This window comes from Clostridium sp. LXY-7, assembly GCF_056172015.1.
The window spans coordinates 1,420,716-1,446,451 of record NZ_JBLLJL010000001.1 but is presented as its reverse complement, the minus strand read 5'-3'; the positions used below and the strand labels follow the sequence as shown (position 1 = coordinate 1,446,451).

The window sequence follows — 25,736 nt, the reverse complement described above, 5'->3', positions numbered from 1 at the left end:
ACTGCTTGAGCCACATTTCCCATGCTTGCTAAAAGCATTATTAAAACCGGCATTAATGCCGCCATAAAATCACTAGCTCTCACTATAGTACTACTGGCCAAATCAACTCCTATATAGAAGCCTCTTGCTATGATTATTATTATCACAGAGAAACATGTAAAATAGGCAACATTATATAGTTTCTCATTGCTAAAGGCATTCTGCAGATTACTGATAAGTGCACATATTATAGCCACTATCATGATTTGTCCTAAGATTTTCCAAACCACAGCCAATTCCTTAAATACATAAACTAAAATTATCTTTATTACTTTTTTTGAATCAATAGAGCCTTGTCCATCTTTCATTAAAGCTTGTACTAATTCTTTTGGAGATATATTTAGTTCTTCCAGTAATTCATTTTTATAATCCATGCTACTTATATATTCATATAACCCCTCTATCTTTCCCATTTGCTCTTGATTTACTTCTACATTATCGTAAGCAAATACTTGTACGGGGATAAAATTTAAAAACATTACTATCAATATAATTTTTATAAACTTTTTCATAATGTTCACCTACATTATTTTTAATATAGTTTGCATAACAGCCATAAGTATAGGAATTGATAGAGTTAATATTAATATTTTCCCTGCAAATTCTACTTTGGCTGCTATACTGCCTGCACCAGCATCCTTGCATATTTCGCTACAAAAGGATGATAAATATGCTATGCCTAAAACCTTAAAAACTACATCTAAATAAACGATATCTATATTTGCTTTATAAGATAAATTCTGTAGAAAGTTAACTACAGTTGTCAATTTACTAATAAGAAATATAAATATAACAATTCCTGCTATTAAGCTTACCATTAATGCAAACTCTTCTTTTTCTTTTTTCAATACCATGACTATTAAGAGGGCTACTAATGCAAAAGTAACAATTTTTAATATTTCCATCAGGTCCTCCTCCTAAAATCGAAATAGTGTTTGTATTGAGTCAAACAACTTTGTTACTAAGCTAATAACTAGCATTAAAATTATCACAATACCAGCTAGATTACTTATAACTGCGTATTCTTTTTTACCACCACTATCTAGAACTTTGTCTAGTATTATCATAACTATACCGACTATACCGATTTTTATAATTATTCCTATATCTAAAATCATACTATCCCTCCTTTAAAATAAGATAATAGCCGTCATAGCACCAAAAGAAAAACCTAAATATCTATACATCTTTATATTCTTGTCCAAAGTTTCTTCTGCATTTTTTATTGCTTTATCAAGGTTCTCTAAAGTTAATCCAAATAAGTCATTATGTCCACTAATATCCATCTCTCCTAGAGTTTTAGAGAAGTCTAAGAATATTCCTAAATCCTCTTTAGATAGGGATAATGAATTCTTATGAGCATTTATAGAGGTTAAAAAACAATTATATACATCCTTATCTTCATTATTAAGCATAATGCTTGAAGTATCTCTGAATATGCTACCTATTTCTGGTGTACACTTCTCATATGCCTTAAGTAATGCCTCTGGTAATAGGGAATGAGTAAAATTAATTTCATTCTTTAATACATATATTCCCCTTTGTAACTCTTTAAGCTGTTTTACCCTTTTCCTTAGTTTTTCTCCGTAAAAAAAACCTACTAAAGTTGATGATATTATTATCAAAGCTAGTCCAATAATTTTCATTACTTATCCCTCCCTATTATCTCCCCTTTTGTAAAGTCATATATATATTCTATGGTAGAAATACCTTTTCTATTACTTAAAATTACAGCTTTGTGAAATACTTTATTTTCGATAACCTCATTGAACACAGACCTTTTATATAAATCCTCTTCGCTAAACCCATGAATTGTAGTTATCACATTAACTCCGGAATTTAGTGCAGCTACTATACTATCCATATCCCCATGGGTACCTATTTCATCGCATATTATTATGCTAGGTGCCATACTTCTAATAGCCATAATAATTCCTTCATTCTTAGGACATCCATCTAAAATATCTGTTCTTTTTCCTATATCCATTTGAGGTATTCCTCTATAACACCCACCAATTTCACTTCTTTCATCTATTATTGCCACATTTCTTCCGGTAAAATTATACTTATCTATACCATTAGAAATTTGCCTTGCTAAATCTCTTAATATAGTTGTCTTTCCACATTTAGGTGGAGAAATAATGATAGTGTTAACTACTCCATTTTCATTTAATATATGTGGAATAATTTTATCAGCACATCCTCTTACCTCTCTAGCAACTCTAAAATTCATGGAAGATATACTTTTCATTGTTTTTACAATACCCTTTTCTATAACACAGCTACCACAGAGCCCTACCCTATGTCCTCCTTGTATTGTTATATATCCTTGTTTTATTTCATCCTCAAAAGCATAAATAGAATAATTGCTTATTTTTTGAATTATCAACTTTATATCCTCTAAAGTTGATATATAATTTGAAATTATTTCTTTGTTGTTACACACAAATATTAGTGATTTATTTACCTTTAGTCTTACTTCTTGCAAATCATCAAAACTTCCATAGGATATCAACTCTTTTTTAATATTTGTTGGAAAAATATCTACTATGTCTTTTGTAATCATATGTATCACCCTTTCTTACTTAATTGTTATTACCAACATCCCTCAATTATTACAATAATTTTTATAAATTATATAAGTAATTTTCTTTTAAAAATAGCTCTGTTTTAAATGTTTGTTGATAATGAACTACATATTATTGCGAAGCAAACCCTCTCGCAATAATATGTAATTCTAAAATCAACAAACATTCAAAACAAAGCCAAATAAAAAAACATGCCATAAATTTATGGCATGTTCTAAAGATTGAGATTAAACTCTCTCCATGTATTCTCCAGTTCTTGTATCTATTCTGATTGTTTCACCTTCATTTACAAATAGTGGTACAGGAACAATAGCTCCTGTTTCTACTGTTGCAGGCTTAAGAACATTTGTAGCAGTATTTCCTTTTACTGCAGGTTCTGTGTGCGTAATAACTAATTCAACAAAGTTAGGTGCTTCTACTGAAAAAGCTTCTCCTTTATAGAATTTTATAATAGCAAACATATTCTCTTTTAAAAACTTTATTGCTTCTTCTACTTTTTCATAATTTAAAGGAATTTGCTCAAAAGTTTCTTGATCCATGAAGTAATATAATTCTCCATCAGAATATAAATATTGCATCTCTTTTCTCTCGATTACTGCTTCTTGAAATTTTGCACTTGGATTAAAAGTTGTCTCTGTAATTCCTCCACTTAGTGCATTTCTTAGTTTTGTTTTAACAAAAGCAGCTCCTTTTCCAGGTTTAACATGTAAAAAGTCTACTATTGTATAAACTTGTCCACCATCTTCAAAAGTTGTACCTTTTCTAAAATCTCCAGCTGATATCATAACTGTTACCTCCCGTATAATTGCATTTGTTACTTAAGTTATTATAACCTAATTAAAATAATTTAATACTATCATAGAATTTCCATAATATATAAAAATCCATAGTTATGTATTAGGTTGAATTTAAAGCCATATATGTGTTATCTTAAGTAAATTATAATATATAATAATTGCTTTAAAGTATCAATTTTTTGCTACCAAAGTTATTTTATCAAAACTCTATATGAATTGCAAACACATTGTACCTTTATATGTTAAAAATTTCAATAATATTCACTAATTTTTTTAAATTCTTTACTATTTTAATTATAATAAACTCTATCCTAAATAATAGATTAGGATAGAGTCTTATTACTTAAAATCTTAAAATGCTGGAATTATAGCACCTTCATAAGTTTTCTCAATATATTCTTTAACTTCAGGTGAAGTCAATGCCTCTGTAATAACTTTAATCTTTTCAGTGTTCTCATCTTCTTTCCTTACTGCTAATATATTAGCATAAGGTGAATCCTTATCTTCAATTATTAATGCATCTTTAAGAGGATTTAGCCCACCTTCTAATGCATAATTAGTATTGATTACTGCAGCATCAACATCCTTTAAAGCTCTAGGTATTTGCTCTGCAGCTAATTCTGTTATTTTAAAATTTTTAGGATTATCTGTAATATCCTTAGAAGTGATTAACTCGCCTTCTGATATTTTAATTAAACCATTATCAGCTAGTAATTTCAAGGCTCTTGAACAGTTGGTAGGATCATTTGGAATTGCAATTTCTGATCCTTCTTTTAATTCATCAATTCCTTTTATGCTGTTAGAATATACTCCCATTGGTTCTAGGTGTACTTTTGCTGTATAACTTAAGTCATATCCTTTAGCTTTATTAGTCTCTTCTAAATATGGTACATGTTGAAAATAATTAGCATCTAGTTGTTTTTCTGCTAATGCTGTATTAGGTTGTACAAAATCATTAAAAGTAACTATGTCTATCTCATATCCCTTTTCCTTTAACAATGGCTTAACTGCCTCTTTTATTATTTTTTCATGTGGATTTGGGCTAACCCCTATGGTTATCTTTTTGTCATTACCTTTGCCTTTATTTGATGAATTTGAGCTACAAGCTACCATAGATAGTGCTAATACTCCAACTATTGCTATACTTAATATATTTTTCACTGATTTTTTCATTATTGATTCCCTCCAAAATTAATTCATTTTTTTGTATATATAATTTCCTAAACTCTGTATTCCCTGTACTATAATTACTAATACTACTACTGTATAAATCATAATATCCATTTTGAATCCATTATATCCATACTTAATTGCAGCATCTCCAAGTCCACCACCACCAATTGCTCCTGCCATGGCGGAATATCCTATTATACTTATAACTGTTAGCGTTAGTCCTGAAATTATAGATGGAAGTGCTTCTTTAAGCATTATTTTAAATATAATTTGGCTATTAGTAGCTCCAAAGGATTTTGCTGCCTCTACTATGGAAGCATCTACCTCTTTCAGTGCTCCCTCTATTACTCTAGTTACAAAAGGTGCCGCTGCAATGGTTAATGGTACTATTGCAGCCATTGTACCTATAGATTTCCCTACAATTAATCTAGATATTGGAGCAACTACTACCATAAGAATCACAAAAGGAAAACTTCTTAAAATATTTACAACCATATCTAAATTTTTATATATAAGTTTATTAGGTTTTAATCCCGAAGGTTCTGTTAATATTAATAATATTGCAGGAAAAAATCCTAAAATCAATGAAAACACTGTAGACAACAATACCATGATAAAGGTATCTCTAATAGCGGGTATCAATATATCCAATGCCATAACTACAACACCTCCCATTGAAATTTATTTGTCTCTAGATACTTTATAATCTTCTCTTTATTATCTTTTGATAAATTTATTACTAAACTACCTAAAATACTGTTTCTAAATTTTTCTAACTTTCCCCAAACTATAGAAAAGTCCACATCTAGTTCTCTACTCATTTTAGTTATTAGACATTTATGGCTTACTTCTGTTGGAAAAAATATTTTTATGTTAACCCCTTCTTCAGGAATTACATCTTCATCTTCTTCTCCAAGAAATTTTCTAAGACTTAATCCAGGATTTAAGAATAACTTTTCTACATAACCTTCTGCTTTCACCCTTCCATCCTCTAATAATAGTACCTTCTCACAGATTTCTTTAATAACTTCCATCTCATGAGTAACCACAACTATAGTTATTCCAAGAGTTTTATTTATTTTTAATAATAGCTGTAAAATATCTTTAGTAGTTTTAGGATCTAGAGCAGAAGTAGCCTCATCACAAAGTAATATTTTAGGATTTAAGGTCAATGCCCTAGCAATAGCAACCCTTTGTTTTTGTCCACCACTTAATTGCTTAGGCTTATAATCACGTTTATCCTCCAAACCAACTAGTTTTAATAATTCCCCTACCTTATCTTCAATATATTTCTTTTCATAACCCCATATTTCTAATGGCAGAGCTATATTCTTGTATACACTTGCCCTGTTTAATAGGCTAAAATTTTGAAAAATCATAGTTATGTTTTTTCTAAATTTTCTTAACTCATCATGAGTTAGATTTTTTATTTCTTGGTCCATTACTTGTAATACTCCAGAGTCATAAGTTTCTAATCCATTTATACATCTCAATAAGGTTGATTTTCCTGCGCCACTATGTCCTATAATTCCATAGATTTCTCCTTGCTTTATAGAAAAAGACACATCCTTTAAAACTTCCAGTTTATTAAAATTCTTTCTTAAATCTGCAACTTCTATCATTACTACATCCCCTCCTAAATATATTTCTTCCTATCTAAATTCAAATAATTATTACTAATGTAAAACCTTTAAAATCTAGTTATATTATTGGCCACTAACAAACTAAATTTTATCAATAAAATAAATAAAAGCACTAGAGAACAAATTCCCTAGTGCACAATTCCATGCATGGCTATTTATCCTCTTATCTCTCAGCATAATACTGCAGGATTTAGCACCATTATATGCAAACGCTAAGTTTAACATACAGGTTGCTGGGTTTCATAGGGCCAGTCCCTCCACCGCTCATGATAAGTTTTATTTAATTTTTATCTTGTTACTTATTATATATACATCCCTACATCTTGTCAATATATTTCTAATATTTTTTTAAAATTTCCTTATAACATTAACATAACAACATTCAAAATTAAGTACTTACTATAATATTAAATCTTATGCCTTTTTCATCTATAGAAAAGGCATAAATATTAGTAATTTTACTTTCTAAATTTATAGAATGAAAAATATTCTTAATTTCACTTATAAAGCCTTCATAATATATTTCAATATCTACACTATCATCATATAGCTGAAGATTTCCGACCCTTATTCCTTCAGTCTCATATAGATTTTTAACACATTCAGTTACATTGAAGGGTGCTCTAGACTCTTCACTGATATAGTTATTATTACAATAAGCTCTATTGTTTTTTAGCTTTTCCATATTTAATAATAGAATTGCATAAAAAGCACATAACAATATTAAAAGAATGCACATAACTATACTAATCCATTTATACTTAGAGATTCTCATTTTTTATATTCATTCTTACCTTAAAGAATTCCTTTCCTTCATTCTTTGTTACTTCACCTACTTCTAATAAATTAAAGCTAGCTTCCAATGTGCTAATTTTATATAAATAATCATTAAAATCAGTTACATAAATTTCAATAATTATATCTTGTTCTTGAAAATAAAGATTTTTAATATACCCTTCTAAACTCTCTATATGGCTAGCTAAATATTCATAGGGATATGTAATATCAAAGGCATTAATATTACTCTGTGTTTTTTCCAGATCCTTTAATGCATCTAATTCTCCTATTCCTTTAATTATGTTCATTATCATAAATCCTCCAATTAAGGTGGATATAATTAAAATTATTTTACTTTTTCTTACATAGTCACTTTCTTTTCTTTTTTTATACCATTTTGGATAAAATTTGCCCTGCATTTCCATACCTTCTTAATGTTATTTTTATTTATTATAAACTCATAAAACTGAGATTCACTAGGTGTATTAAAGTTTATAACATGAAAATTTTTTAGATATCTATAAAATAATCCATCATCTAGAGTCCTATGTTTCAATATAAAATTTGCTAAGGGATAATCCTTTCCCACAATATATATGGGTAGTGTTTTGTTATCTTTCTTATATAACCTATTATAAAATTCCAACAAGTCTTCATGAAAATTAATATTGGAATTATGAAATACCTTATTTAATTGTAATATCTTGTCTACCACATAGCATACATAGGTATACTCTCTAAAACTCATAACTATTACATATTTATTATGTTTAATGAATTCTTCATAAAACCTTATAAAATAATTTTGAACTAAATCTACAGAAATTATATTTATTCTTTCATAAGATTTCTCACTGTTAAGACTTAGATTTTCAATGTTAACACAATATAAGAATAACCTAATCCTATTATGTGTTTTTTCTTTTATTATATAGTCGAAGGTTATATTTTCTATAGATTGAAATCTATTTAATACTTCATTTTCCATAATATTCTCCAAGCTTTTTTTTCCTACTCCAGGAATAATTAATTCTTCAATAAATAACTCTTCACCTTCGATTATAAAATATCCATTCTTGTTATTAAAATTGCTATCTGTTTTATATAAAACTTCCCTGACACTCTCATATATGTACTTTTCTAAAAATAATTTCCTCACTTTTATATGTTGGGTACTATTGTCATTTACTATAATAATATATTTATCTATAATATTATCACCTCTATTTTACAAAGCTATAGCTAACTTCATCATTTATTATATTGATTTTAAAAGTGTATATGGTATCCTTCATGTTCATCATGAATCTATCACTTCCTCCATCATAGATTATCTTACTGCCCTCAAATACAATATTATCCTTATATCTTGTGGAGAAATATTTATTAACCCCCTCTTGTTTTATAATAGGTAAATTTTCAAGTATATAATTGTTAAATTGTGTCATTAAATATTCCCTATGTTTATTTTCATTGCTCATTTTATCCATATTCTCTAAATAATTTACTATATAAAAATTTCTATTGTCAAAATAATCCCCTATAAAAGTTGCCATGGCTAGCATACCTAATATTAATATTAGAGTTATAGGTAAAACATTACCTTTTTTTCTCTTACTTACCCATCGCTTTCTCACCTATGACACCTTCTTCCGTAATAATTTTTAAGAGCATTACATTTTTATTTTCTTCAACTATAAAGGATTTTACATTATATAAAAGAGGTTGCTTAGTATATCCTTGTCCTTTATCTTTATATTTATAGTAAAGCACATTCCCTTCTTTCAATACCATATCCTTATTGTTTTCTCCATTATTTTCAATAACTAATGAAGCATTTTCTATATATATGTTCTCACCTTTATTAACTTGTGTTTCTATATACATTAATGCTTCATGTATCCCAGTAAAATTATATGAATATTCCTTGACTTTGTTATAATTCTGCAAGTAAACTCCATTAGACATTAAAAATAATAATAGTAGGATAGACAATAGTCCTATGTATATGAGAGCCTCTATAAAAGCTATTCCAATCTTTCTTTTAATAGTTACCTTTATAAAATACATGCTTAATATTTTTATCCTCTCTTATGTGATAATTTATTATTATTTTTAAAACCTCTATATGTTCATCCTGTTTAGCTTGAATTTCTACAAATGGATATTCTTCATTATAACTATGAGATAACCTTGCAAACATATCACCTTTTTTAAAATCTTGATTCTTTATATAATCACTATTTATATATTTTATACCCTCAGTTAAGTTTTCATATAATATTTTATAATCATAATTGGAAACCATAATATTTTTCATGCTTTCTACTACAAATACCCCCTCCATCTCTTCTTTCTCTACACTTATACAATTCATATTAGTTGCTTGAAAAGTAAAGATACACATAAGAAATAAACAAAAGAGAAACATAGCTATTATTATTTCAATGACCGCAATTCCTTTATTTTTTCTCACTAACATATGCTGTTCCTACCTTTACAGTGATATATTTACTTTCACCGCTATCATGTTTTAATGTTATAGTCATTGCTCTATCAATGTGTCCAGTACTGGATATCATAACCTTATCTACTTCTCGTTCATAGGGTAGTTGTAACCTTACAGAAGATGGCAGTTTAAATTCCTCTATTTTTTTCATATTTCCTCTTATTTGAATTTTGTCTTTATATATCCACAATACAGTAGCTAACTCCACATTGTTCCTAGCATAACTACTTCCTCCATTTATAAATCCAACCACTACTTTAGTGGTATATTCCAGCTCTCTTTTATCCATTATTTCCTTATATCTATTTGTCATAGGCAGCGATATTAATAGTATTACTGCAATAAGTCCTAAATACAATATAGTTTCTATAATAGTAAAACCCTTTCTCATAGCATATACCTACTAATACAAACTAAATAGTGGTAACATTACGCTCATGATGATGGAACCTATAAAAATTCCTACAAATATTATTAATAATGGCTCTATAATTACAGTCATACTATTCAACATACTACTAAACTCCTCTTCAAAGAACTCATTAGTAGTATACAAACTTTCTTCTAATGCCCCATTTTCTTCTCCTATATAAACCATAGCTAAGAAGAATTCTGGAAATAATTTAGTGTGGGAAAAAGATTTATGTATAGATAAACCTTTCTCAATACATTCTATACTCACAGTTAATGCCTTATAAAAAATCTCTCTATTTTGCATATCCCTCATTATACACAAGGAGTTTTTTATTGTTAATCCGCTCTTTATCATAAGCGTCATTGAATAGGTAAAATCACATAAGAATTCTTTAATAATAATCCTCTTTAGAAATGGTATTATTAATATTACCTTTTGAAAAATTTCATTTTTATTAATAATTTTAATCATATAAACAAAAAACATTATAAAGATAATATTTCCTCCAATAAAATATACAGTATTATTATTTATGAAATTACCAATGCCAACATATAATTTAGTTATAAATGGTAAATTACTATTCCTTATCATTGGATTAATTAAAAATTTGGGAATTACTAAGGTAATAATCAATAATCCTAATATTGTTGAAAAAATCAAAATAAAAATTGGATAAATTAAGGAATTAATAATTTTCTTTTTTCTCATATGTTTCTTCATGTAATGCTGTTCCATAAAAGTAAAGACTTCTTCTAATCTACCACTCTCTTCTCCAACATATATCATAGTTCTAAAAAAACGAGGAAATATATTAGGAAATTCTTCCAAGCTATCTCTTAGAGTTTTCCCCTGTTCTATGGATATGAATACTTGTTTTAATGCTATTTTTAGTGTTTTGTTACTACATTGATTTAGAAATATATTTATTGCATAATCTATTGAAATTCCAGACTTTAAGGAAATCTTTAAGCTTTTACAAAATATGCTTAATAGTTTACAACTAATATTATTAAAGATTATAAAACTCTTCTCTCCACGACTTTTAAGTTGCTTAAACTTAATGCAATATATATTTATAAGACTCAACTTATATACTAATTCACTTTCATTATTAGCCTCTAAAACTCCATTTAACTTTTTACCATTATAATCTATACCTAAATATTTATAGTTCATAGTTAAGTTGAGCTCCCTCCATATTGAATATTTGAATATTACTTTTATATTCATTCACAGTTGTAATTCCATCTAGTACTAGATTTTTAAAATTATCACTTAATGTGACCATTCCATTTTCTATAGCTACTTTTTTAAGTTCTGAACTAAATCCATGTATGACTTTTTCTTTTATTAAATCATTAATTAATATAATCTCATAACTAATAGTTCTTCCTTTATATCCTGTATTGTTGCATTTACGACACCCTAACCCCTTATATAAAGTTACATTTTCTCTCAAGTCTAGGAGCTTGACTTCTTCTTCACTAGAAATATACTCTACTCTACATGCGTCACATATTTTCCTGCATAACCTTTGTGCTATAACTACTGTCAGCGCATCCTTGATTAAATGATTAGGTATGCCCATATCCACTAACCTATTTATTGCTCCACTGGCATCTGAAGTATGTAGGGTAGTAAGTACTAAATGACCTGTAAATGCAGCTTTAATAGCAATTTCTGCAGTATCTTTATCTATGATTTCTCCTACCATTATCACATCTGGATCTTGTCTGAGCACACTTTTTAATATGTTTGAAAAAGTTAATTTTCCCTGCCTTGATAAATTTACTTGATTGACCCCTGGAATTTCATACTCCACTGGTTCTTCCATAGTAACTATATTTTTTTCACCTTTATTGATTTCTTTGATTAGAGAGTATATTGTTGTGCTCTTTCCACTACCTGTGGGCCCAGTTATTAGAATTAATCCTTGATTATATCCAAGAATATTTTTCAAAACTTCACTATGAACTTTTGAAAAACCCAGATTATCTACATTTAGAATACTTAAATCCTTTCTTAAAATTCTAATAACAATTTTTTCTCCATGGATAGTTGGCAAGGTTGATACTCTAAAGTCTAAATTGACACCTGAAAAATCTTTAGAAAAATTTCCACTTTGAGGAGTAAATTTACAGGCTATATCCATATGACTCATAATTTTTATCCTAGCACATAACAAATCATAGGTATTTTTAGGTATAGTATCAACGGTATTTAAAACTCCATCTATTCTATATCTAACAATACCATTTATCTTAAAGGGTTCTATGTGTATATCACTAGCTTCCTTTAAGATAGCATCTCCAATAATAGAATCCACTAAAGATATTATAGGTCCTGTTATATTATCAAGAACTTGACTTTCTGCAAATAATATATCCCCTTCTATCATATCCCTTAAGGCTTCACTTCTATATAAATCCTCATAATGTACTTCTATATATCTATCTATTTGATCTTTATCTCCATACACTATATCTACAGATTTTTTTGATATAAATCTAACCTTAATCAAAACGTCTGATAATGGCTTTTTATAAGCAATAATATATAGTGTATTATCTAACACGTTATAGGGAAATATAGTATACTTTTCACATAATTCCTTGGGTACTAACTCTAAGGATTCCTTATTTATCTTAATCATATCTAAATCTACAAAATTATCCATGTGCCACCACCATAAAATATCCTATTTATTCTATTTGTCCTATTTATATTATTTATTTACATATTTTATATTTTTAAACATATATTTAATTATTTCCAATAAAAAAGACTCACTCTACTAAAGTGAATCTTTTAATCTAGTCTATAATTCTATTTCTCCTCTAAAGGTAATTTGTGCATCTCCAGTCATATAAACTACATTGGAATCAATCTCTACCTCTAAACAACCACCTGGCACACTTACCTTCACCTTAGAATTTACTAAATTTAATTTATTACATACTACTACTGATGCGCAAGATCCTGTACCACAAGCCATAGTTGCTCCTACGCCCCTTTCCCAGGTCTTGACACAAATCTCATCTTTAGATTTGACTTCACAAAAGTTAACATTAGTTCCCTTTGGAAATAATTCATGATGTTCAATAGCTTCTCCCTCTATTACACTAAAACTATCTAACTTCCCTAAAATTATAGTATGTGGCACCCCTAAAAGCAGAGTGTTTATTATATATTCCTCATTATTTGCCACTATATTCTTTTGAATTATAGGTTCATTAGTATTGGCCGGTATTAATGTTGGTTCAAAAGTATATTCACCCATATTTACTGTAATACTTATAGCTTTCTCATCATCATTTTCTATGTAACAGGTTTTTATCCCATCTCCAGTTTCAACTGTAATTTCATTACCCTTAACTATTCCATTATCAAACACATATTTAACAAAGCATCTTAATCCATTCCCACACATAGATGCAATAGATCCATCTGCATTGATTATTACCATTTGAACCTGAGCCTTGTCACTATTTTTAACTACTAATATGCCGTCTGCCCCTATTCCAAAATTTCTATGACAAAGTTTTTTAGCCAAATTAGATAAGTCCTCATACATGTTGTTTAAATCCTCAATGACAATAAAGTCATTCCCTGCTCCATGCATTTTAGTAAAACATAATTTTTTCAAATATACCCCTCCATATATAATTATTCATATTATTAATATATCACTTGATTACACTTTGTAATATATGTTTTCATTTATTTTATAAATCTATGTTTAATGATATACTATAAATAAATCCTATTGATGACCCTTCAATGGACAGGATTTATAAAAACAGAAAGGGTGATTTATATGCCATTAGATGGAATATTCTTGGGTTCCTTGGCCCATGAGATAAAAAATGAAGTTATTAATTGTAGAATAGATAAAATAAACCAACCTGAAAAAGATGAAATTATATTAAGTTTTAAAGTAAATAGAAAATCTAAAAAACTATTACTAAGTGCTAATGCCTCTTATCCCAGAGTGAATTTTATAGATTCTTCTAAGGAAAATCCGCTAAAAGCTCCTATGTTCTGCATGGTTCTTAGAAAGTATTTAAATACTGCTGTTTTAACTAATATAGAGCAACTGAATAATGATAGAATATTATTGTTAGACTTTGAAAGCACTGATGATTTAGGCTTCGATAGTGTATATACACTTATTGTTGAAATAATGGGAAGGCATAGCAATATTACACTGGTAAGAAAACGAGATAATGCCATTATGGATTGTATAAAGCATATAACTTCGGATATTAATAGTTATCGTGTTCTATATCCTGGTGTAAATTATATATATCCACCTGAAAGCAATAAATTAAACGGATTTACTTGTTCCTATGAAAATTTTATGACAAAAGTAATAGAGTGCTATGGAGAAAAATCTCTAGATGAAAAACTTTTTTCTAAAATTTTTGATGGAGTTAGTATTCCTCTTTCAAAGGAACTATATTATAGAATAGAAAACACTCCTATAGAGTTTAATATGAATAACCTTGAAGATATATATAACCACACTAAGAATTTTTTCTTGGATTTAAGTAAGTATAATTATGCACTAAATAGTTACAGCTTAAATAATAACCTAATGGATTTTCATTGTGTACCTCTAACCTATTTAACCCATATAGGAGCTAATACAGCTAATTTTTCATCTCCTAGTGAACTTATAGAAAATTTTTATCATGAAAAAGATAAAGCTAGCAGGCTTCAGAATAAAAGCTCTGATATGCAAAAGCTAGTTAATACTAATCTAGATAGAGTTGAAAAAAAACTTAATATATTAAATAATACCTTAGAGGACTGTAATGAAAAGCAAAAATACAATCTCTACGGTGAACTAATTACTGCAAACATATATAATATAAAAAAGGGAGACTCTAATATAGATGCCTTAAATTATTATAGTGAGGAAGGTGAATATATAACCATACCTCTAGATAAAAATAAAACTCCTTCAGAAAATGCCCAAAAATATTTTAAAAAGTATAATAAATTAAAAAAATCTGAAGAAAATGCAGTAGTTCAGATTCAATTAGCAAAAGAAGAAGAAGAATATTTACAATCCGTACTATCAAATATAGAAAATGCCGATAATTATAGAGAATTAGAAGATATAAAAAATGAATTGATAGAAACAGGATATATAGCCTTTAAAAAGTCTATGAAAAACAAAAAAGATAAGCCATCTAAGCCATTACACTTTATCTCCAGTGATGGAATAGACATCTATGTGGGTAAAAATAATATTCAAAATGATTATTTAACCTTAAAATTTGCTCACAATAATGATATATGGCTTCATACTAAAAACATACCTGGTTCCCATGTAATTATAAAAAACACTGGAGATGTACCAGATAGTACACTTTTAGAGGGCGCTATTCTAGCTGCCTATTACAGTAAAGGGAAAAATTCCACCAAGATACCAGTGGACTATACAGAAATTAGAAATGTTAAAAAAATTAATAAAGGTAAACCTGGCATGGTAATCTATTACACTAACAAAACTATGTATGTAGATCCTGAAAAATTAGAATTAAAAGAGATATAAAATCTTTAAAACCTCTCTTAGATCTAGATATTATATATCTGTAGTCTAAGAGAGGTTTTTTAATTGGCACTTTATTTAAATATTATACTGATAATAATAGCATTGAATTCTACCATTATATAATTTTCTATTTTTATTTGCTTTTAATCCAAAAGTCTTTTCAAAATCGCTAAAGGATGTAAGTATATAGCAGGACCAGTCATTTAAGTTAGAATACATTTTATAGAATTCTTTATATAGAATTCTAATTTCTTCTTCTTCTAAAAGCCTTTCTCCATAAGGAGGATTAGTAATAATTATTCCCCTCTTCTTTTTAGAACTCACTGACTGCATAGGCAGCTTTTGAAAGGTTATATGTTTATCCACACCAGCTTTTTTAGCATTATCCATTGCTGTTCTTAATACTCTTCCGTCTATATCCGAACCTTGTATTATTATATCCTTTTCATTGACAGCTCTCTTGGCACCTTCTCTTACCTGCTGCCAAATATCACTGCTAAAACTTGGCCATGTTTCACTGACAAAATGTCTATTAACTCCAGGAGCTATATTTTTAGCTATCATAGCAGCTTCTATAGGAATTGTACCTGATCCACAGAAAGGATCTAATAAAACTCTATCTCCATCATACTTTGAAATTAATATTAAAGCTGCTGCTAAAGTTTCCTTTAACGGAGCACCACCTGCATTTTCTCTATATCCTCTTTTATGTAATCCTACTCCTGAAGTGTCTATAGCTAATGTAACTACATCTTTTAAAATTCCCACTTCAATTTTATATACAGGTCCCTCTTCACTAAACCAATTTGTATTATATTTTTCCTTCATTTTCTCCACTACAGCTTTTTTAACTATAGATTGACAGTCAGGCACACTATGAAGTTGAGATTTCACTGACTTACCTGTAATATGCATCTTTCCATCTACTGGTATTAATTCTCCCCAATCCACAGCCTTTGCGCCTTGAAATAGCTCTTCAAAAGATGTAGCCTTAAATTCAGCCATCTGAATAAATACTCTCTCTGCAGTTCTTAAATGAATATTACAAATAGCAATATCCATCTCATCTCCTTGAAAAGTCACCTTCCCATTTTCTACCTTTAGATCATCATAACCAAGCTCTTTAAGTTCTTTAGCAGTTATAGCTTCTATACCAAAGGTAGTAGTTGCAATTATATTATACATATTTTCTCTCCTACTCATTACAGAATAATTTTACACTATCCGTTCCATCAATCTCTTGTACTTTTACGCTTACTATTTCTTTTTTAGAGGTTGGAATATTTTTCCCTACATAATCAGCCCTAATTGGTAATTCTCTATGCCCTCTATCAACTAGTACAGCTAATTGTATCATTTGTGGTCTTCCATTATCCATTACAGCCTCTATTGCCGCTCTTGCTGTTCTGCCTGTATATAATACATCATCTACTAAAATTATTTTTTTATCTTTTACATCTACCCCTAACTCTTTACTATTAATAGTAGGTTGATTAGATAGTGTGGTTAAATCGTCTCTATATAAAGTAATATCAACACTTCCAACTTCAACTTTTTTACCTTCAAACATATATATAAGCTCAGTAATTCTATTAGCTATAGGAATTCCTCTGCTCTTAATACCTATAAGAACCAAATTTTCTACACCCTTATTTTTTTCTATAATTTCATGTGAAATCCTTGTTAAAGTCCTCTTTATTGCCTTATCATCTAAAAGTACAGATTTTAACTCCATAATACCCTCCTAAATCTCATTTCTTAATTTCTCTAAAATTTCATTAAAATATTTTGGTAACTTAGAATCAAATTCCACATATTCTCCCTTGGTTGGGTGAATAAAGCCTAAATTTTTAGCATGTAATGCTTGACCTTGTAGTTTAAATCTTTGTTTTTTATATCCATACACACTATCACCTACTAATGGATGATTAATATATGCCATATGAACTCTAATTTGATGGGTTCTTCCAGTCTCTAAATTACATTGTACTAAGGTATTATTTTTAAATCTTTCTAATACCTTATAGTGCGTTATAGCCTCTTTCCCATCCTTTACCACAGCCATTTTTACTCTCTCTATAGGGTGTCTACCTATATTGGTCTGTATAGTTCCCTCATCTGCCTTTATAATTCCCTCTACCAAAGCATAATAGGTTCTTCTCATAGTATGTTCTTTTAGTTGCTCTGCTAGTGAATTATGAGCAACATCATTCTTTGCAATCACTAGTACCCCTGAGGTGTCCTTATCAATTCTATGAACAATTCCAGGACGAATAACTCCATTGATTCCTGACAAGTCATTACAGTGATATAAAAGGCCATTAACCAAGGTTCCAGTGTAATTTCCTGGGGCAGGGTGAACTACCATATCCTGTGGTTTATTTATAACTATTATATCTCTATCTTCATAGATAATATCTAATGGAATATTCTCAGCTTCTACCTGTAATTCTACAGGTTCATGGAATTCAACTTGTATTCTATCACCATTTTTTAATTTATAATTACTCTTTTTAATTCTGTCATTAACTCTAATATTTTCTTTTTCTATAAGTCCTTGTACATAAGATCTAGATACATCCTTAATACTTTCACTTAAAAATAAATCTAATCTTTTGTTTACATTTGTTTCATCTACTATATATTGCTCTACCTTCATTAAACCTCGTCCTTTAAAATACATATTAATAATAAAAACACTCCAACACATACTAGCATATCTGCCACATTAAAAGTTGGAAAATAGTACACATCACTATAGTGAACTAAAATGAAATCCACCACATACTTATAGTAAACCCTATCTATAAGATTTCCTAATGCACCTGCAACTATCATTGCCATGGACACTTTTGTCAATATAAACCTAGGTTTGTGTACTAACATATAGTAAATCATTCCCATTACAACAATTGATGTAATTATCACAAATAACCAAAGTTTATTTTGAAGTATGCCAAAGGCTGCTCCTCTATTTTCTAAGTATTCAAAGGCAAAAAAATCTTTAATAATAGTTATCCCTTCATTACCTTTCAACGCACCAATTGCCCAATGTTTACTAAGTCTATCAATTAAAAGACCAAAAAATATTATAATTACCTCTAAAATCAAAGCCTCTCCCCCTATTATTAACAATATATGTGATAGATTAATCTATCACATATATAAAACACTCTATTAACTTAAGCTATTTTTATATTGTTCATTACTAATTAAATCCATCTGATCTACATATTCTGGTTCATCTTCATAGTATTCATAGGTATTTTCTATATCATTAAAATCACTTAATTTTTCATAAGTATCCTCTATAGAAAATTTACTATCTTTATAAAATGGTGTTCCTATAACTTCCTCTTCTATAGGTCTTTTAACCACACCATCATGCAGGTCTTTATGCATATTATTTTGGCACTTAACGCAACACTGTGCATATGGGATAACTTGGAGTCTTTCCATTGGTATTTCTTTTCCACAACATTTACATATACCATAGGTTCCCTTGTCAATGCTTTGCAATGCTAAGTCTATTTTTCCTCTTATGTCTTCTTCATTTTTTTCAAGGGCCATACCTATTTCAAGGTCTACTAAATCCCCAGCTATATCGCCCATATCATTATCATAATAAGATAGTTCAGAACTTCTCATGTTTAAAGGAGCATTGGTAAAATTGTTTTCCATGTTTTTCATTACTTCATTTATCTCTTGCTTTTCCTTAAGCAATTTATTTTTATAATAACTAAGTTTATTTTTGTCCATTAACTTTCACTCCTTAAAAAGTTTTTAGTTTTACTTAGTTATTTTCTACTCTTAATGAAATTTTATAACTACTTTATGATAAAACTCATAATATTTCTTTTATACACATGCACATCTATTGCTTTAATTTCACAATGTATCTATATTTTCCCCTTATAAAGTACTTACTATTTCATTTATCTGTGTACATTTTTTTATTATTTTCTTTAAATTATCTATATTGATTGTTTGCCTAGCATCAGATACAGAATTATCAGGGCATATATGACTTTCTATTATAAGCCCATTAGATCCTGCTGCTATACCAGCATAACTCATAGACTCCACAAGTTCTCTTCTCCCAGTACCATGACTTGGATCTACAATCACTGGTAATCTATAGTTATTTTTTATAACACTCACTGCATTTAAATCTAAAGTATTACGAGTATATGTTTCAAAAGTTCTTATACCCCGTTCACATAATACCACATTCATATTTCCCTCTTTTAAGATATACTCTGCAGCATATAACCATTCTGAAACTGTAGCACTTATACCTCTTTTAAGTAAAATAGGAGTTTTAAGCTTTCCTAATTCCTTTAAAAAAGTATAGTTATACATGTTTCTAGACCCTACTTGAATCATATCTACATAAGGTAAGGAGGTTTCGATATGTCTAGGGTCCATTATTTCACTAACTACAGGTAAGTCAAACCTATCTCCAACTTCTCTTAAAATTCGTAGTCCATCAATTCCTAAGCCTTGAAAATCGTAGGGTGATGTTCTAGGTTTAAATGCTCCAGCTCTTATCATATGAACCCCTACAGCTTTTAGGTATTTACCTATTTCCATCATTCTATCATAATCTTCTACTGCACAAGGTCCAGAAATAAATACCAGATTATCATCACTAATAGTTACATTCTTAACTTTAACACTTAATCTTTCACCACTACTACTATCTACTAGTAATTTTTCCATAATTAAATCACCTACATCAATTGTAACATGTTTCTTAAAATTTCATTAGAGTTCTTAACTGCAATATCTGTAAATTTTTCATAGTCCATATGTGCTCCATTGTTTGCATTGTCAGAAATTGATCTTATTATCACAAATGGTATATTGTTCAAGTAAGCCACATGAGCTATACTTGCGCCCTCCATCTCACAAGCTAATGCATCAAATTCATTTTGTAGCCATCTTATTTTATCCACATTGGCTATAAACTGATCTCCAGATACAATTCTACCTGAGAATGTGTTCAAATCAATTATATCTTTACAAGCTTCCTTTGCTTTAGAAACAAGACCTTCATCACATTTAAAATCAAATACATCCATTCTCGGAATTTGTCCTACTTTATCGCCAAAAGCAGTGGTGTCCATATCATGTTCAACTAAATCTGTAGCAATAACAATATCTCCTGGATAAATATTTTCTCCTATTCCTCCAGCTATTCCTACATTAATTACACAATCTACGCCAAAATCATCTACTAATATTTGTGTACAAACAGCAGCATTAACCTTACCAATACCACTGGTAACAATTACTACTTCCTTGCCGTATATATCACCTTCATTAAATAGCATCCTTGCCTTACGCAGTTTATTTTTTATATTCATTTCAATTATAAGAGAATTTACTTCCTCTTCCATAGCTCCTATAATACCAAATTTCATGATTCTATCTCCTTTCAATTTTCGGCTCATATATTTTTCCCATAATAATAATAATAAAACATAAAATTTATCTCATTATTGTTAATAGAATACATAAACCACTTCCTATTGTCAACTTTTGCATCTAGCTAAATTCTTTCACTTTAATATTATACTGATTATACTAAAAAAAATATAGTATAATATATTCTATTCATCATATATTTCAATAAAAAATCTCACCCTTAGAGTGAGATTTCTTATTGATTTTACTAATTATTTTTAAAAAGCTTTAATTTTCAACGAAGAAACTTTTTATTTCTTCAAGTTCTGCTGTATTATAATCAAAAGATTCAATCTCTTTTGCACTAGTAACCTTCCTTGCTATATTGGAATTAGACTTCTCCTCTACTACTGAAGATATATTATAGTTTTTATCAAAATCCTTCTCTAAAGCTTCAAACATTTCCATTTGACTAACAATAAAATTTCTAAATTTACTTCTAAATTTGGCAAATTCTTGTTTCGTCTTATCAAACTCATCACTTATATTTAAAACGTCACTATGAGCCTTGTCTAAGATTTTTTTAGCACTTTCATTAGCATTTTTAACTATAAGTTCTGCTTCAGTTTGCGCACTTTGCTTAGCTTGATCTGCAGCATTTTGAGCTAATAGAAGAGTGCTTTGTATAGTGCTCTCTATTTTTGAGTAATGATCTAATTTATCTTGAAATACATCTAATTTTTCTTTTAATATAGTGTTTTCTTTATAAACTACTTCATAATCCTCTGCAATTTTTTCTAAAAACTCATCAACTTCATCAACACTATAACCACGCATACTTTTTTTAAATTCTTTGTTTATTATATCCATTGAAGTTACTTTCATAACATTCACCCCTAATTAAATATATTTCCTAACTAATAGTCTAATACGTCCTTTTACAGTCTCACCCAAAATACAATGTATTTTATATTTCCCATATCCCTTTATCGTCATAGTATCCATAATATCTACAACCTTATCCTTTTGGGTATACACATTATAATTTACTAATACTAGTCCTCCGCTAATCATATTGCTAGCTTTAATCCGCGATATATTACATACTGCTGAAACAATACTATCAATCCTCAATGATGTGCATATGATAGTACTCTCTTTAAACTTAGGACTAGGTATATGTCCATAATCTTCACTTAAAATTTCTATTTCACAAGGACATTTTCCTATAGTTGTTAAATTATTTAATATGTACTCTGAAATATCTCCAACTACAGGAACATAACACATATCTTCCTCAACAATTAAATCGCCAAGGACATTTCGTCTGATTCCTAAAGACATTAAAGCCCCTAAATAATCCTTATGTGCTAACTTTTTGAATTTTGACTTATTCTTGATTCTAATAATTTTTACATCATATGCTATAAATTCATATTTATCAGTAGTGAAAGCAAGTATCCTTCTTTCACACTCTTCAAAAATCCCATTAGAATCAATATTGACCCCTAACTCTTTTTTTAATAAAAGAAGCTTTGAGTAAATATCTGGAGTTATAAATTCCTTTGTAGTTATAGGAGTATGGATTGCCTTACAAAGCTTTATATCCTCATAAAGACCTGCCACATAATTATTATCATACTCCTTAAAATGATTTAGAAAAGCTTTCTTGTCCATATTCTACCTATCTTATAATATTTTTATTTATAAGTCCTTTAACAAAGTTCAATATTTATTTAGACCAATTGAATATTCCCTTATTAGTTAATTCATTTTTAAGTTCATTTGTAACTTCGACAGTAGATGGAGTTATTATAAACACACCTTTTTCAACTTGTTGAAGACCGCCTTCTAAAGCATATATAGCCCCTATTAAAAAATCTAATATTTTTTGTCCTACTTTTTGTTCCACTCCATTTATATTCACAATGACAATTCTTTTATTTTTAAGATTATCTACAATTATGGTACCTTCATCATAGTTTGAAGGTTTACTTATAACTACCTTAGCAGCAGAAGCAGTATGAATATTAACTATCTTATTTTGCTTCTTCGGAACAAATGGTTCAATTTCTATATCATCATCATATTCTTCTTCATCACTTTTATCTTTTTCTTCAATTAGTTCATCCTCATCTTCATATTCATCGTCTTCTATTCCTATTATTCTTCCTATACCTTTTAAAAAACCTTTTTCCATAATACTCCTCCTGCATTATTTATTATAATTTCTTTTTCCAAAAACGCCCTCACCAATTCTAACCATATTGGCACCAACTTCAATTGCCACTTTATAATCTCCACTCATACCTATAGATAATGTATCCATAGAGATATTTGCATAATTTCGGCATTTCAAATCATTAAATATTTTTTTCATTTGTGAGAAATAATATCTGCAACTGTCTTCATTCCCTATGGGAATTGTAGCCATTAATCCTTTTACTTTAACATTGTTACATTTTTCACAACGTTCTAAAATTTCATCTAAATCCTTAATGTCTACTCCAGTTTTACTTTCCTCTTGTCCAATGTTAATTTGAACTAAAACATTAGCTATATCTCCACTTTTTCCAAATTGTTTTTCAATTTCATCAAGAAGCTTACAACTATCTAAAGAGTGTATAAGATGAATTTTACCAACTAGATATTTAACCTTATTTCTTTGAAGATGACCTATAAAGTGCCATCTAATATCCTTAGGCAATTGCTCTTGCTTTTGGGCGAATTCCTGAACCTTATTTTCGCCAAAATCCCGTCCTCCACAATTATATACATCCATTATTTCGTCTTCATTTCTAGTTTTTGATACTGCTATTAATGTTACTCCCTGTGGAATTTGATTTTGTAAGCTTAAGAAATTCTCTCCAATAGACAAAATAATTCCTCCTTACTTTTAAGTCATTTATTTTTTACATTTCATTGTACTTTAACTCTATTCTCCATTAAGTCACAGAAATCCTTCATTTTTTGTGATTTTTTATTATTTAAAATTGAATTTTATTAATTTTTTAATCCTCATTTTCAGGTTCAAGATATTTTGTTAAAATATTTCCATTGTAACTAGGAAGTTTTTCATTAATCACAGTTTCAATATTTACATAACATTTTCTAATCTGAAGTTTCTTAATCTGACTTTCCGGCTTATCTATATAATTTTTTATCACATTCTCATTTCCTAATGCAGTAATATAAAAAGGTGCAACCAATTTAATTCCATCAATATCCATGGTAACTCCTCCACATCTTATATTTGATGTATATACAACCCTATATCCATTAATAGCTATGGCCTCTGCTCCAGCATTTCTAAGATCATTGATGACTTTTACAATATCTTGATTGTGAATTAACATCTTACTTGTATATTCGCCACCAAATCTCACTTCTGAAGCATCATTTAATGTAATTCTTATGCCATTTCCAATTACTGGTTTAAGACCAAGCATCATTCTATTTTCTTCAAGTTCACTTAAGATTTCTCCCATAACTTCATATTCATTTTTAGATTTTTTATCATACTTATTTATTTTTTTATTTAAATTATTATACTCTTCTTCTAGATCACTAATCTCAAGTTGAAGTTTTGTTCGTTCATCATAGGCTTTTTGATATTGATCTATATCCAAAAACGTACTTTCTTTTCCGAAATTTACATTCATCGTAATTAAAAGCCCTATGATAATACATGCTATGAATATGAAAAAATTAACTTCATTAAATCGCATTTATAAACTCCTCTTTAATGATGAATTTTTATTCTTTCAGTTAATAGTCTCCTAACTACGGCAAAGTTAGTGAATATTCTCTGTCCAAATACTACTAATGCTGCAATATATACAGGTATACCTAGTTTATCACCGAGATATACCATACCTGCTGCTAAAACTGCATTACCAAAAAAGCCTGAAACAAATATATCGACCCTAAAATCTTTGTTTAATCTTGCCCTAATAGCACCAAATACGGAATCTATACAAGCAAATATAGCTACCGATATATATGGGGACAACTTTAACGGAAAACTAATATTCCAAGCAATACCTAATATTATTCCCAGTATAAGTCCAATTAAAGGAACCATTTAAACACCCCTATTCTTTTACTTCTTCTACAAATTCATATTTAATTGGATTAGAAGATTTTTTTATAGTAATTTTATCTTTTGTTTCACGAGTTACGTCGCAATTCCTACGTAAACTATCAGAAACAGTTCCTGGAAAATCAATTATATTTTCTAATATCTCCTTTTTTCCAATAGCTTCAATAGTAACTCTTTGTTTTGGAGATATTCTTTGATTATCTATAATTATGCTATTTCCAGCAGTTCTTATTCCTGAATTACTGGTAATCCTTATGCCATTTATAGAAATAGCTTCTGCTCCACCTGCATATAATTCATTAACTATCGTTAGTAAATCAAAATCTATTATTGGATATGCATCCATAGAAGTACCAAAAATATTTGCTTTTGGATCTATATACACAACAATGCCTTCTCCTTTAACATTGGTAAGACCTGCTCTCAATCTAGTATCCTGCAACTCTTGAAGAATTATTGTACTCTCTTCTGTTTTTCCTGCTGCTGCACTTTCATATTCCTCTGCCTTTTTTGTTAATTCATTTACTTTTTTTCGCAGTTCTTCCCTTTCTTTTTTCAGCTGTTCATTTTCTAATAGAATCTCCGGACTTGATTCATTCTCTGGTTTTGTATTTTGTTTGCTTAAAGTATTCAATTGAGTAGTAATCATTAATCCAAATAATAAAAATATAAGTCCCATAAAAATTTGAGCAATTATCTTTTTCAACTATGTATCCCT

Annotated in this window: 34 protein-coding genes and 1 riboswitch; of the genes, 1 reads left to right on the top strand and 33 read right to left on the bottom strand. The window is 28.9% G+C overall.

All coding sequences use genetic code 11. From position 1 onward, the window contains the following. The 19 genes from ACI48Q_RS06880 to dapF form a co-directional block, all read right to left on the bottom strand. On the bottom strand, nucleotides 1-551 hold a 551-nt coding region (locus ACI48Q_RS06880; RefSeq protein WP_474918306.1), incomplete at its 3' end, for a stage III sporulation protein AE. Between the two features lie 9 nt (nucleotides 552-560). Further along, a complete protein-coding gene (gene spoIIIAD, locus ACI48Q_RS06875; RefSeq protein ID WP_474918305.1) occupies nucleotides 561-944 on the bottom strand; it encodes a stage III sporulation protein AD in 384 nt (127 codons plus the stop codon). Between the two features lie 12 nt (nucleotides 945-956). Continuing rightward, nucleotides 957-1,154, bottom strand: a complete 198-nt coding sequence (spoIIIAC, locus tag ACI48Q_RS06870) for a stage III sporulation protein AC (protein WP_474918344.1) — start codon at nucleotides 1,152-1,154, stop codon at nucleotides 957-959. 15 nt (nucleotides 1,155-1,169) lie between these two features. Continuing rightward, nucleotides 1,170-1,685 carry a stage III sporulation protein SpoIIIAB gene (spoIIIAB, locus tag ACI48Q_RS06865; RefSeq protein WP_474918304.1) on the bottom strand — a complete coding sequence of 172 codons (516 nt, stop codon included), beginning with the start codon at nucleotides 1,683-1,685 and terminating at the stop codon, nucleotides 1,170-1,172. After that, entirely contained in the window at nucleotides 1,685-2,605 is a 921-nt protein-coding gene (spoIIIAA, locus tag ACI48Q_RS06860; RefSeq protein ID WP_474918303.1) for a stage III sporulation protein AA, read from the bottom strand. The genes spoIIIAB and spoIIIAA overlap by 1 nt, the downstream gene beginning before the upstream one ends. Before the next feature lie 249 nt (nucleotides 2,606-2,854). Further along, nucleotides 2,855-3,412, bottom strand: coding sequence for an elongation factor P (efp, locus tag ACI48Q_RS06855; protein WP_474918302.1), 558 nt, complete (start codon nucleotides 3,410-3,412; stop codon nucleotides 2,855-2,857). 363 nt (nucleotides 3,413-3,775) lie between these two features. After that, nucleotides 3,776-4,597, bottom strand: coding sequence for a MetQ/NlpA family ABC transporter substrate-binding protein (locus tag ACI48Q_RS06850; protein WP_474918301.1), 822 nt, complete (start codon nucleotides 4,595-4,597; stop codon nucleotides 3,776-3,778). Between the two features lie 18 nt (nucleotides 4,598-4,615). Continuing rightward, nucleotides 4,616-5,254 carry a methionine ABC transporter permease gene (locus tag ACI48Q_RS06845; protein WP_474918300.1) on the bottom strand — a complete coding sequence of 213 codons (639 nt, stop codon included), beginning with the start codon at nucleotides 5,252-5,254 and terminating at the stop codon, nucleotides 4,616-4,618. 2 nt (nucleotides 5,255-5,256) lie between these two features. Continuing rightward, complete coding sequence (locus ACI48Q_RS06840; RefSeq protein ID WP_474918299.1) at nucleotides 5,257-6,219, bottom strand: methionine ABC transporter ATP-binding protein; 963 nt, start codon at nucleotides 6,217-6,219, stop codon at nucleotides 5,257-5,259. 181 nt (nucleotides 6,220-6,400) lie between these two features. After that, nucleotides 6,401-6,516, bottom strand: a riboswitch (SAM riboswitch). Nucleotides 6,517-6,628: 112 nt separating this feature from the next. Continuing rightward, complete coding sequence (locus ACI48Q_RS06835) at nucleotides 6,629-6,979, bottom strand: hypothetical protein (protein ID WP_474918298.1); 351 nt, start codon at nucleotides 6,977-6,979, stop codon at nucleotides 6,629-6,631. A 22-nt stretch (nucleotides 6,980-7,001) separates the two neighbouring features. Continuing rightward, nucleotides 7,002-7,325, bottom strand: coding sequence for a hypothetical protein (locus ACI48Q_RS06830; RefSeq protein WP_474918297.1), 324 nt, complete (start codon nucleotides 7,323-7,325; stop codon nucleotides 7,002-7,004). Between the two features lie 53 nt (nucleotides 7,326-7,378). After that, nucleotides 7,379-8,005: a hypothetical protein gene (locus ACI48Q_RS06825; protein ID WP_474918296.1), complete on the bottom strand. Its 627-nt coding sequence runs from the start codon at nucleotides 8,003-8,005 to the stop codon at nucleotides 7,379-7,381. Between the two features lie 235 nt (nucleotides 8,006-8,240). Then, a complete protein-coding gene (locus tag ACI48Q_RS06820) occupies nucleotides 8,241-8,654 on the bottom strand; it encodes a hypothetical protein (protein WP_474918295.1) in 414 nt (137 codons plus the stop codon). Beyond that, nucleotides 8,632-9,087, bottom strand: a complete 456-nt coding sequence (locus ACI48Q_RS06815) for a hypothetical protein (RefSeq protein WP_474918294.1) — start codon at nucleotides 9,085-9,087, stop codon at nucleotides 8,632-8,634. The genes ACI48Q_RS06820 and ACI48Q_RS06815 overlap by 23 nt, the downstream gene beginning before the upstream one ends. Further along, a complete protein-coding gene (locus ACI48Q_RS06810; RefSeq protein WP_474918293.1) occupies nucleotides 9,062-9,499 on the bottom strand; it encodes a hypothetical protein in 438 nt (145 codons plus the stop codon). The genes ACI48Q_RS06815 and ACI48Q_RS06810 overlap by 26 nt, the downstream gene beginning before the upstream one ends. Further along, entirely contained in the window at nucleotides 9,480-9,917 is a 438-nt protein-coding gene (locus ACI48Q_RS06805; RefSeq protein WP_474918292.1) for a pilus assembly FimT family protein, read from the bottom strand. The genes ACI48Q_RS06810 and ACI48Q_RS06805 overlap by 20 nt, the downstream gene beginning before the upstream one ends. A 12-nt stretch (nucleotides 9,918-9,929) precedes the next feature. Beyond that, nucleotides 9,930-11,120: a type II secretion system F family protein gene (locus ACI48Q_RS06800; RefSeq protein ID WP_474918291.1), complete on the bottom strand. Its 1,191-nt coding sequence runs from the start codon at nucleotides 11,118-11,120 to the stop codon at nucleotides 9,930-9,932. Then, entirely contained in the window at nucleotides 11,110-12,621 is a 1,512-nt protein-coding gene (locus ACI48Q_RS06795; protein ID WP_474918290.1) for a GspE/PulE family protein, read from the bottom strand. The genes ACI48Q_RS06800 and ACI48Q_RS06795 overlap by 11 nt, the downstream gene beginning before the upstream one ends. Before the next feature lie 141 nt (nucleotides 12,622-12,762). Next, nucleotides 12,763-13,590, bottom strand: a complete 828-nt coding sequence (dapF, locus tag ACI48Q_RS06790; RefSeq protein ID WP_474918289.1) for a diaminopimelate epimerase — start codon at nucleotides 13,588-13,590, stop codon at nucleotides 12,763-12,765. Between the two features lie 171 nt (nucleotides 13,591-13,761). Between dapF and ACI48Q_RS06785 the strand changes: the two genes are divergently transcribed. Continuing rightward, a complete protein-coding gene (locus tag ACI48Q_RS06785; protein ID WP_474918288.1) occupies nucleotides 13,762-15,507 on the top strand; it encodes an Rqc2 family fibronectin-binding protein in 1,746 nt (581 codons plus the stop codon). Between the two features lie 75 nt (nucleotides 15,508-15,582). Here the strand turns inward: ACI48Q_RS06785 and ACI48Q_RS06780 are convergent, their stop codons facing one another. The 14 genes from ACI48Q_RS06780 to ACI48Q_RS06715 all read right to left on the bottom strand — a co-directional run bounded on the left by ACI48Q_RS06780 (nucleotide 15,583) and on the right by ACI48Q_RS06715 (nucleotide 25,724). Then, nucleotides 15,583-16,692: a THUMP domain-containing class I SAM-dependent RNA methyltransferase gene (locus tag ACI48Q_RS06780; protein ID WP_474918287.1), complete on the bottom strand. Its 1,110-nt coding sequence runs from the start codon at nucleotides 16,690-16,692 to the stop codon at nucleotides 15,583-15,585. A 10-nt stretch (nucleotides 16,693-16,702) separates the two neighbouring features. Next, nucleotides 16,703-17,242 carry a bifunctional pyr operon transcriptional regulator/uracil phosphoribosyltransferase PyrR gene (gene pyrR, locus ACI48Q_RS06775; RefSeq protein WP_474918286.1) on the bottom strand — a complete coding sequence of 180 codons (540 nt, stop codon included), beginning with the start codon at nucleotides 17,240-17,242 and terminating at the stop codon, nucleotides 16,703-16,705. Nucleotides 17,243-17,251: 9 nt separating this feature from the next. Further along, nucleotides 17,252-18,166, bottom strand: a complete 915-nt coding sequence (locus ACI48Q_RS06770) for an RluA family pseudouridine synthase (protein WP_474918285.1) — start codon at nucleotides 18,164-18,166, stop codon at nucleotides 17,252-17,254. Next, nucleotides 18,166-18,618, bottom strand: coding sequence for a signal peptidase II (gene lspA, locus ACI48Q_RS06765; protein ID WP_474918284.1), 453 nt, complete (start codon nucleotides 18,616-18,618; stop codon nucleotides 18,166-18,168). Before lspA ends, ACI48Q_RS06770 begins: the two co-directional genes overlap by 1 nt. 66 nt (nucleotides 18,619-18,684) lie before the next feature. Continuing rightward, nucleotides 18,685-19,266 (bottom strand): TraR/DksA C4-type zinc finger protein, encoded by a 582-nt coding sequence (locus ACI48Q_RS06760; RefSeq protein WP_474918283.1) that lies wholly within the window; start codon nucleotides 19,264-19,266, stop codon nucleotides 18,685-18,687. 153 nt (nucleotides 19,267-19,419) lie between these two features. Then, complete coding sequence (gene aroF, locus ACI48Q_RS06755; protein WP_474918282.1) at nucleotides 19,420-20,229, bottom strand: 3-deoxy-7-phosphoheptulonate synthase; 810 nt, start codon at nucleotides 20,227-20,229, stop codon at nucleotides 19,420-19,422. A gap of 11 nt (nucleotides 20,230-20,240) precedes the next feature. After that, nucleotides 20,241-20,933 (bottom strand): 5'-methylthioadenosine/adenosylhomocysteine nucleosidase, encoded by a 693-nt coding sequence (locus tag ACI48Q_RS06750; RefSeq protein ID WP_474918281.1) that lies wholly within the window; start codon nucleotides 20,931-20,933, stop codon nucleotides 20,241-20,243. Nucleotides 20,934-21,204: 271 nt separating this feature from the next. Further along, a complete protein-coding gene (locus ACI48Q_RS06745; protein ID WP_474918280.1) occupies nucleotides 21,205-21,801 on the bottom strand; it encodes a DivIVA domain-containing protein in 597 nt (198 codons plus the stop codon). A 15-nt stretch (nucleotides 21,802-21,816) separates the two neighbouring features. Then, nucleotides 21,817-22,593: a YlmH family RNA-binding protein gene (locus ACI48Q_RS06740; protein ID WP_474918279.1), complete on the bottom strand. Its 777-nt coding sequence runs from the start codon at nucleotides 22,591-22,593 to the stop codon at nucleotides 21,817-21,819. Between the two features lie 55 nt (nucleotides 22,594-22,648). Continuing rightward, nucleotides 22,649-23,116, bottom strand: coding sequence for a cell division protein SepF (locus ACI48Q_RS06735; protein ID WP_474918278.1), 468 nt, complete (start codon nucleotides 23,114-23,116; stop codon nucleotides 22,649-22,651). Nucleotides 23,117-23,131: 15 nt separating this feature from the next. Then, nucleotides 23,132-23,794: a YggS family pyridoxal phosphate-dependent enzyme gene (locus tag ACI48Q_RS06730; RefSeq protein ID WP_474918277.1), complete on the bottom strand. Its 663-nt coding sequence runs from the start codon at nucleotides 23,792-23,794 to the stop codon at nucleotides 23,132-23,134. A gap of 133 nt (nucleotides 23,795-23,927) precedes the next feature. Beyond that, entirely contained in the window at nucleotides 23,928-24,644 is a 717-nt protein-coding gene (locus tag ACI48Q_RS06725) for a DUF881 domain-containing protein (RefSeq protein WP_474918276.1), read from the bottom strand. 14 nt (nucleotides 24,645-24,658) lie between these two features. Continuing rightward, complete coding sequence (locus ACI48Q_RS06720; protein WP_474918275.1) at nucleotides 24,659-25,000, bottom strand: small basic family protein; 342 nt, start codon at nucleotides 24,998-25,000, stop codon at nucleotides 24,659-24,661. Nucleotides 25,001-25,010: 10 nt separating this feature from the next. Beyond that, entirely contained in the window at nucleotides 25,011-25,724 is a 714-nt protein-coding gene (locus ACI48Q_RS06715) for a DUF881 domain-containing protein (protein WP_474918274.1), read from the bottom strand. Nucleotides 25,725-25,736: the final 12 nt, after the last annotated feature.

Excerpts from the sequence above, each read along its gene's own strand:
- ACI48Q_RS06780 (WP_474918287.1), bottom strand. The coding sequence starts at position 16,692 with ATGTATAATATAATTGCAACTACTACCTTTGGTATAGAAGCTATAACT.
- ACI48Q_RS06745 (WP_474918280.1), bottom strand. The coding sequence starts at position 21,801 with ATGAAAGTAACTTCAATGGATATAATAAACAAAGAATTTAAAAAAAGT.
- ACI48Q_RS06735 (WP_474918278.1), bottom strand. The coding sequence starts at position 23,116 with ATGGAAAAAGGTTTTTTAAAAGGTATAGGAAGAATAATAGGAATAGAA.
- spoIIIAD (WP_474918305.1), bottom strand. The coding sequence starts at position 944 with ATGGAAATATTAAAAATTGTTACTTTTGCATTAGTAGCCCTCTTAATA.
- ACI48Q_RS06805 (WP_474918292.1), bottom strand. The coding sequence starts at position 9,917 with ATGAGAAAGGGTTTTACTATTATAGAAACTATATTGTATTTAGGACTT.
- aroF (WP_474918282.1), bottom strand. The coding sequence starts at position 20,229 with ATGGAAAAATTACTAGTAGATAGTAGTAGTGGTGAAAGATTAAGTGTT.
- ACI48Q_RS06720 (WP_474918275.1), bottom strand. The coding sequence starts at position 25,000 with ATGGTTCCTTTAATTGGACTTATACTGGGAATAATATTAGGTATTGCT.
- ACI48Q_RS06830 (WP_474918297.1), bottom strand. The coding sequence starts at position 7,325 with ATGAACATAATTAAAGGAATAGGAGAATTAGATGCATTAAAGGATCTG.
- ACI48Q_RS06800 (WP_474918291.1), bottom strand. The coding sequence starts at position 11,120 with ATGAACTATAAATATTTAGGTATAGATTATAATGGTAAAAAGTTAAAT.
- spoIIIAB (WP_474918304.1), bottom strand. The coding sequence starts at position 1,685 with ATGAAAATTATTGGACTAGCTTTGATAATAATATCATCAACTTTAGTA.
- ACI48Q_RS06815 (WP_474918294.1), bottom strand. The coding sequence starts at position 9,087 with ATGTATTTTATAAAGGTAACTATTAAAAGAAAGATTGGAATAGCTTTT.
- ACI48Q_RS06770 (WP_474918285.1), bottom strand. The coding sequence starts at position 18,166 with ATGAAGGTAGAGCAATATATAGTAGATGAAACAAATGTAAACAAAAGA.
- pyrR (WP_474918286.1), bottom strand. The coding sequence starts at position 17,242 with ATGGAGTTAAAATCTGTACTTTTAGATGATAAGGCAATAAAGAGGACT.
- ACI48Q_RS06845 (WP_474918300.1), bottom strand. The coding sequence starts at position 5,254 with ATGGCATTGGATATATTGATACCCGCTATTAGAGATACCTTTATCATG.
- ACI48Q_RS06795 (WP_474918290.1), bottom strand. The coding sequence starts at position 12,621 with ATGGATAATTTTGTAGATTTAGATATGATTAAGATAAATAAGGAATCC.
- ACI48Q_RS06825 (WP_474918296.1), bottom strand. The coding sequence starts at position 8,005 with ATGGAAAATGAAGTATTAAATAGATTTCAATCTATAGAAAATATAACC.
- ACI48Q_RS06850 (WP_474918301.1), bottom strand. The coding sequence starts at position 4,597 with ATGAAAAAATCAGTGAAAAATATATTAAGTATAGCAATAGTTGGAGTA.
- ACI48Q_RS06725 (WP_474918276.1), bottom strand. The coding sequence starts at position 24,644 with ATGCGATTTAATGAAGTTAATTTTTTCATATTCATAGCATGTATTATC.
- ACI48Q_RS06785 (WP_474918288.1), top strand. The coding sequence starts at position 13,762 with ATGCCATTAGATGGAATATTCTTGGGTTCCTTGGCCCATGAGATAAAA.
- ACI48Q_RS06810 (WP_474918293.1), bottom strand. The coding sequence starts at position 9,499 with ATGTTAGTGAGAAAAAATAAAGGAATTGCGGTCATTGAAATAATAATA.
- ACI48Q_RS06835 (WP_474918298.1), bottom strand. The coding sequence starts at position 6,979 with ATGTGCATTCTTTTAATATTGTTATGTGCTTTTTATGCAATTCTATTA.
- ACI48Q_RS06740 (WP_474918279.1), bottom strand. The coding sequence starts at position 22,593 with ATGGACAAGAAAGCTTTTCTAAATCATTTTAAGGAGTATGATAATAAT.
- ACI48Q_RS06760 (WP_474918283.1), bottom strand. The coding sequence starts at position 19,266 with ATGGACAAAAATAAACTTAGTTATTATAAAAATAAATTGCTTAAGGAA.
- efp (WP_474918302.1), bottom strand. The coding sequence starts at position 3,412 with ATGATATCAGCTGGAGATTTTAGAAAAGGTACAACTTTTGAAGATGGT.
- ACI48Q_RS06750 (WP_474918281.1), bottom strand. The coding sequence starts at position 20,933 with ATGAAATTTGGTATTATAGGAGCTATGGAAGAGGAAGTAAATTCTCTT.
- ACI48Q_RS06840 (WP_474918299.1), bottom strand. The coding sequence starts at position 6,219 with ATGATAGAAGTTGCAGATTTAAGAAAGAATTTTAATAAACTGGAAGTT.
- spoIIIAA (WP_474918303.1), bottom strand. The coding sequence starts at position 2,605 with ATGATTACAAAAGACATAGTAGATATTTTTCCAACAAATATTAAAAAA.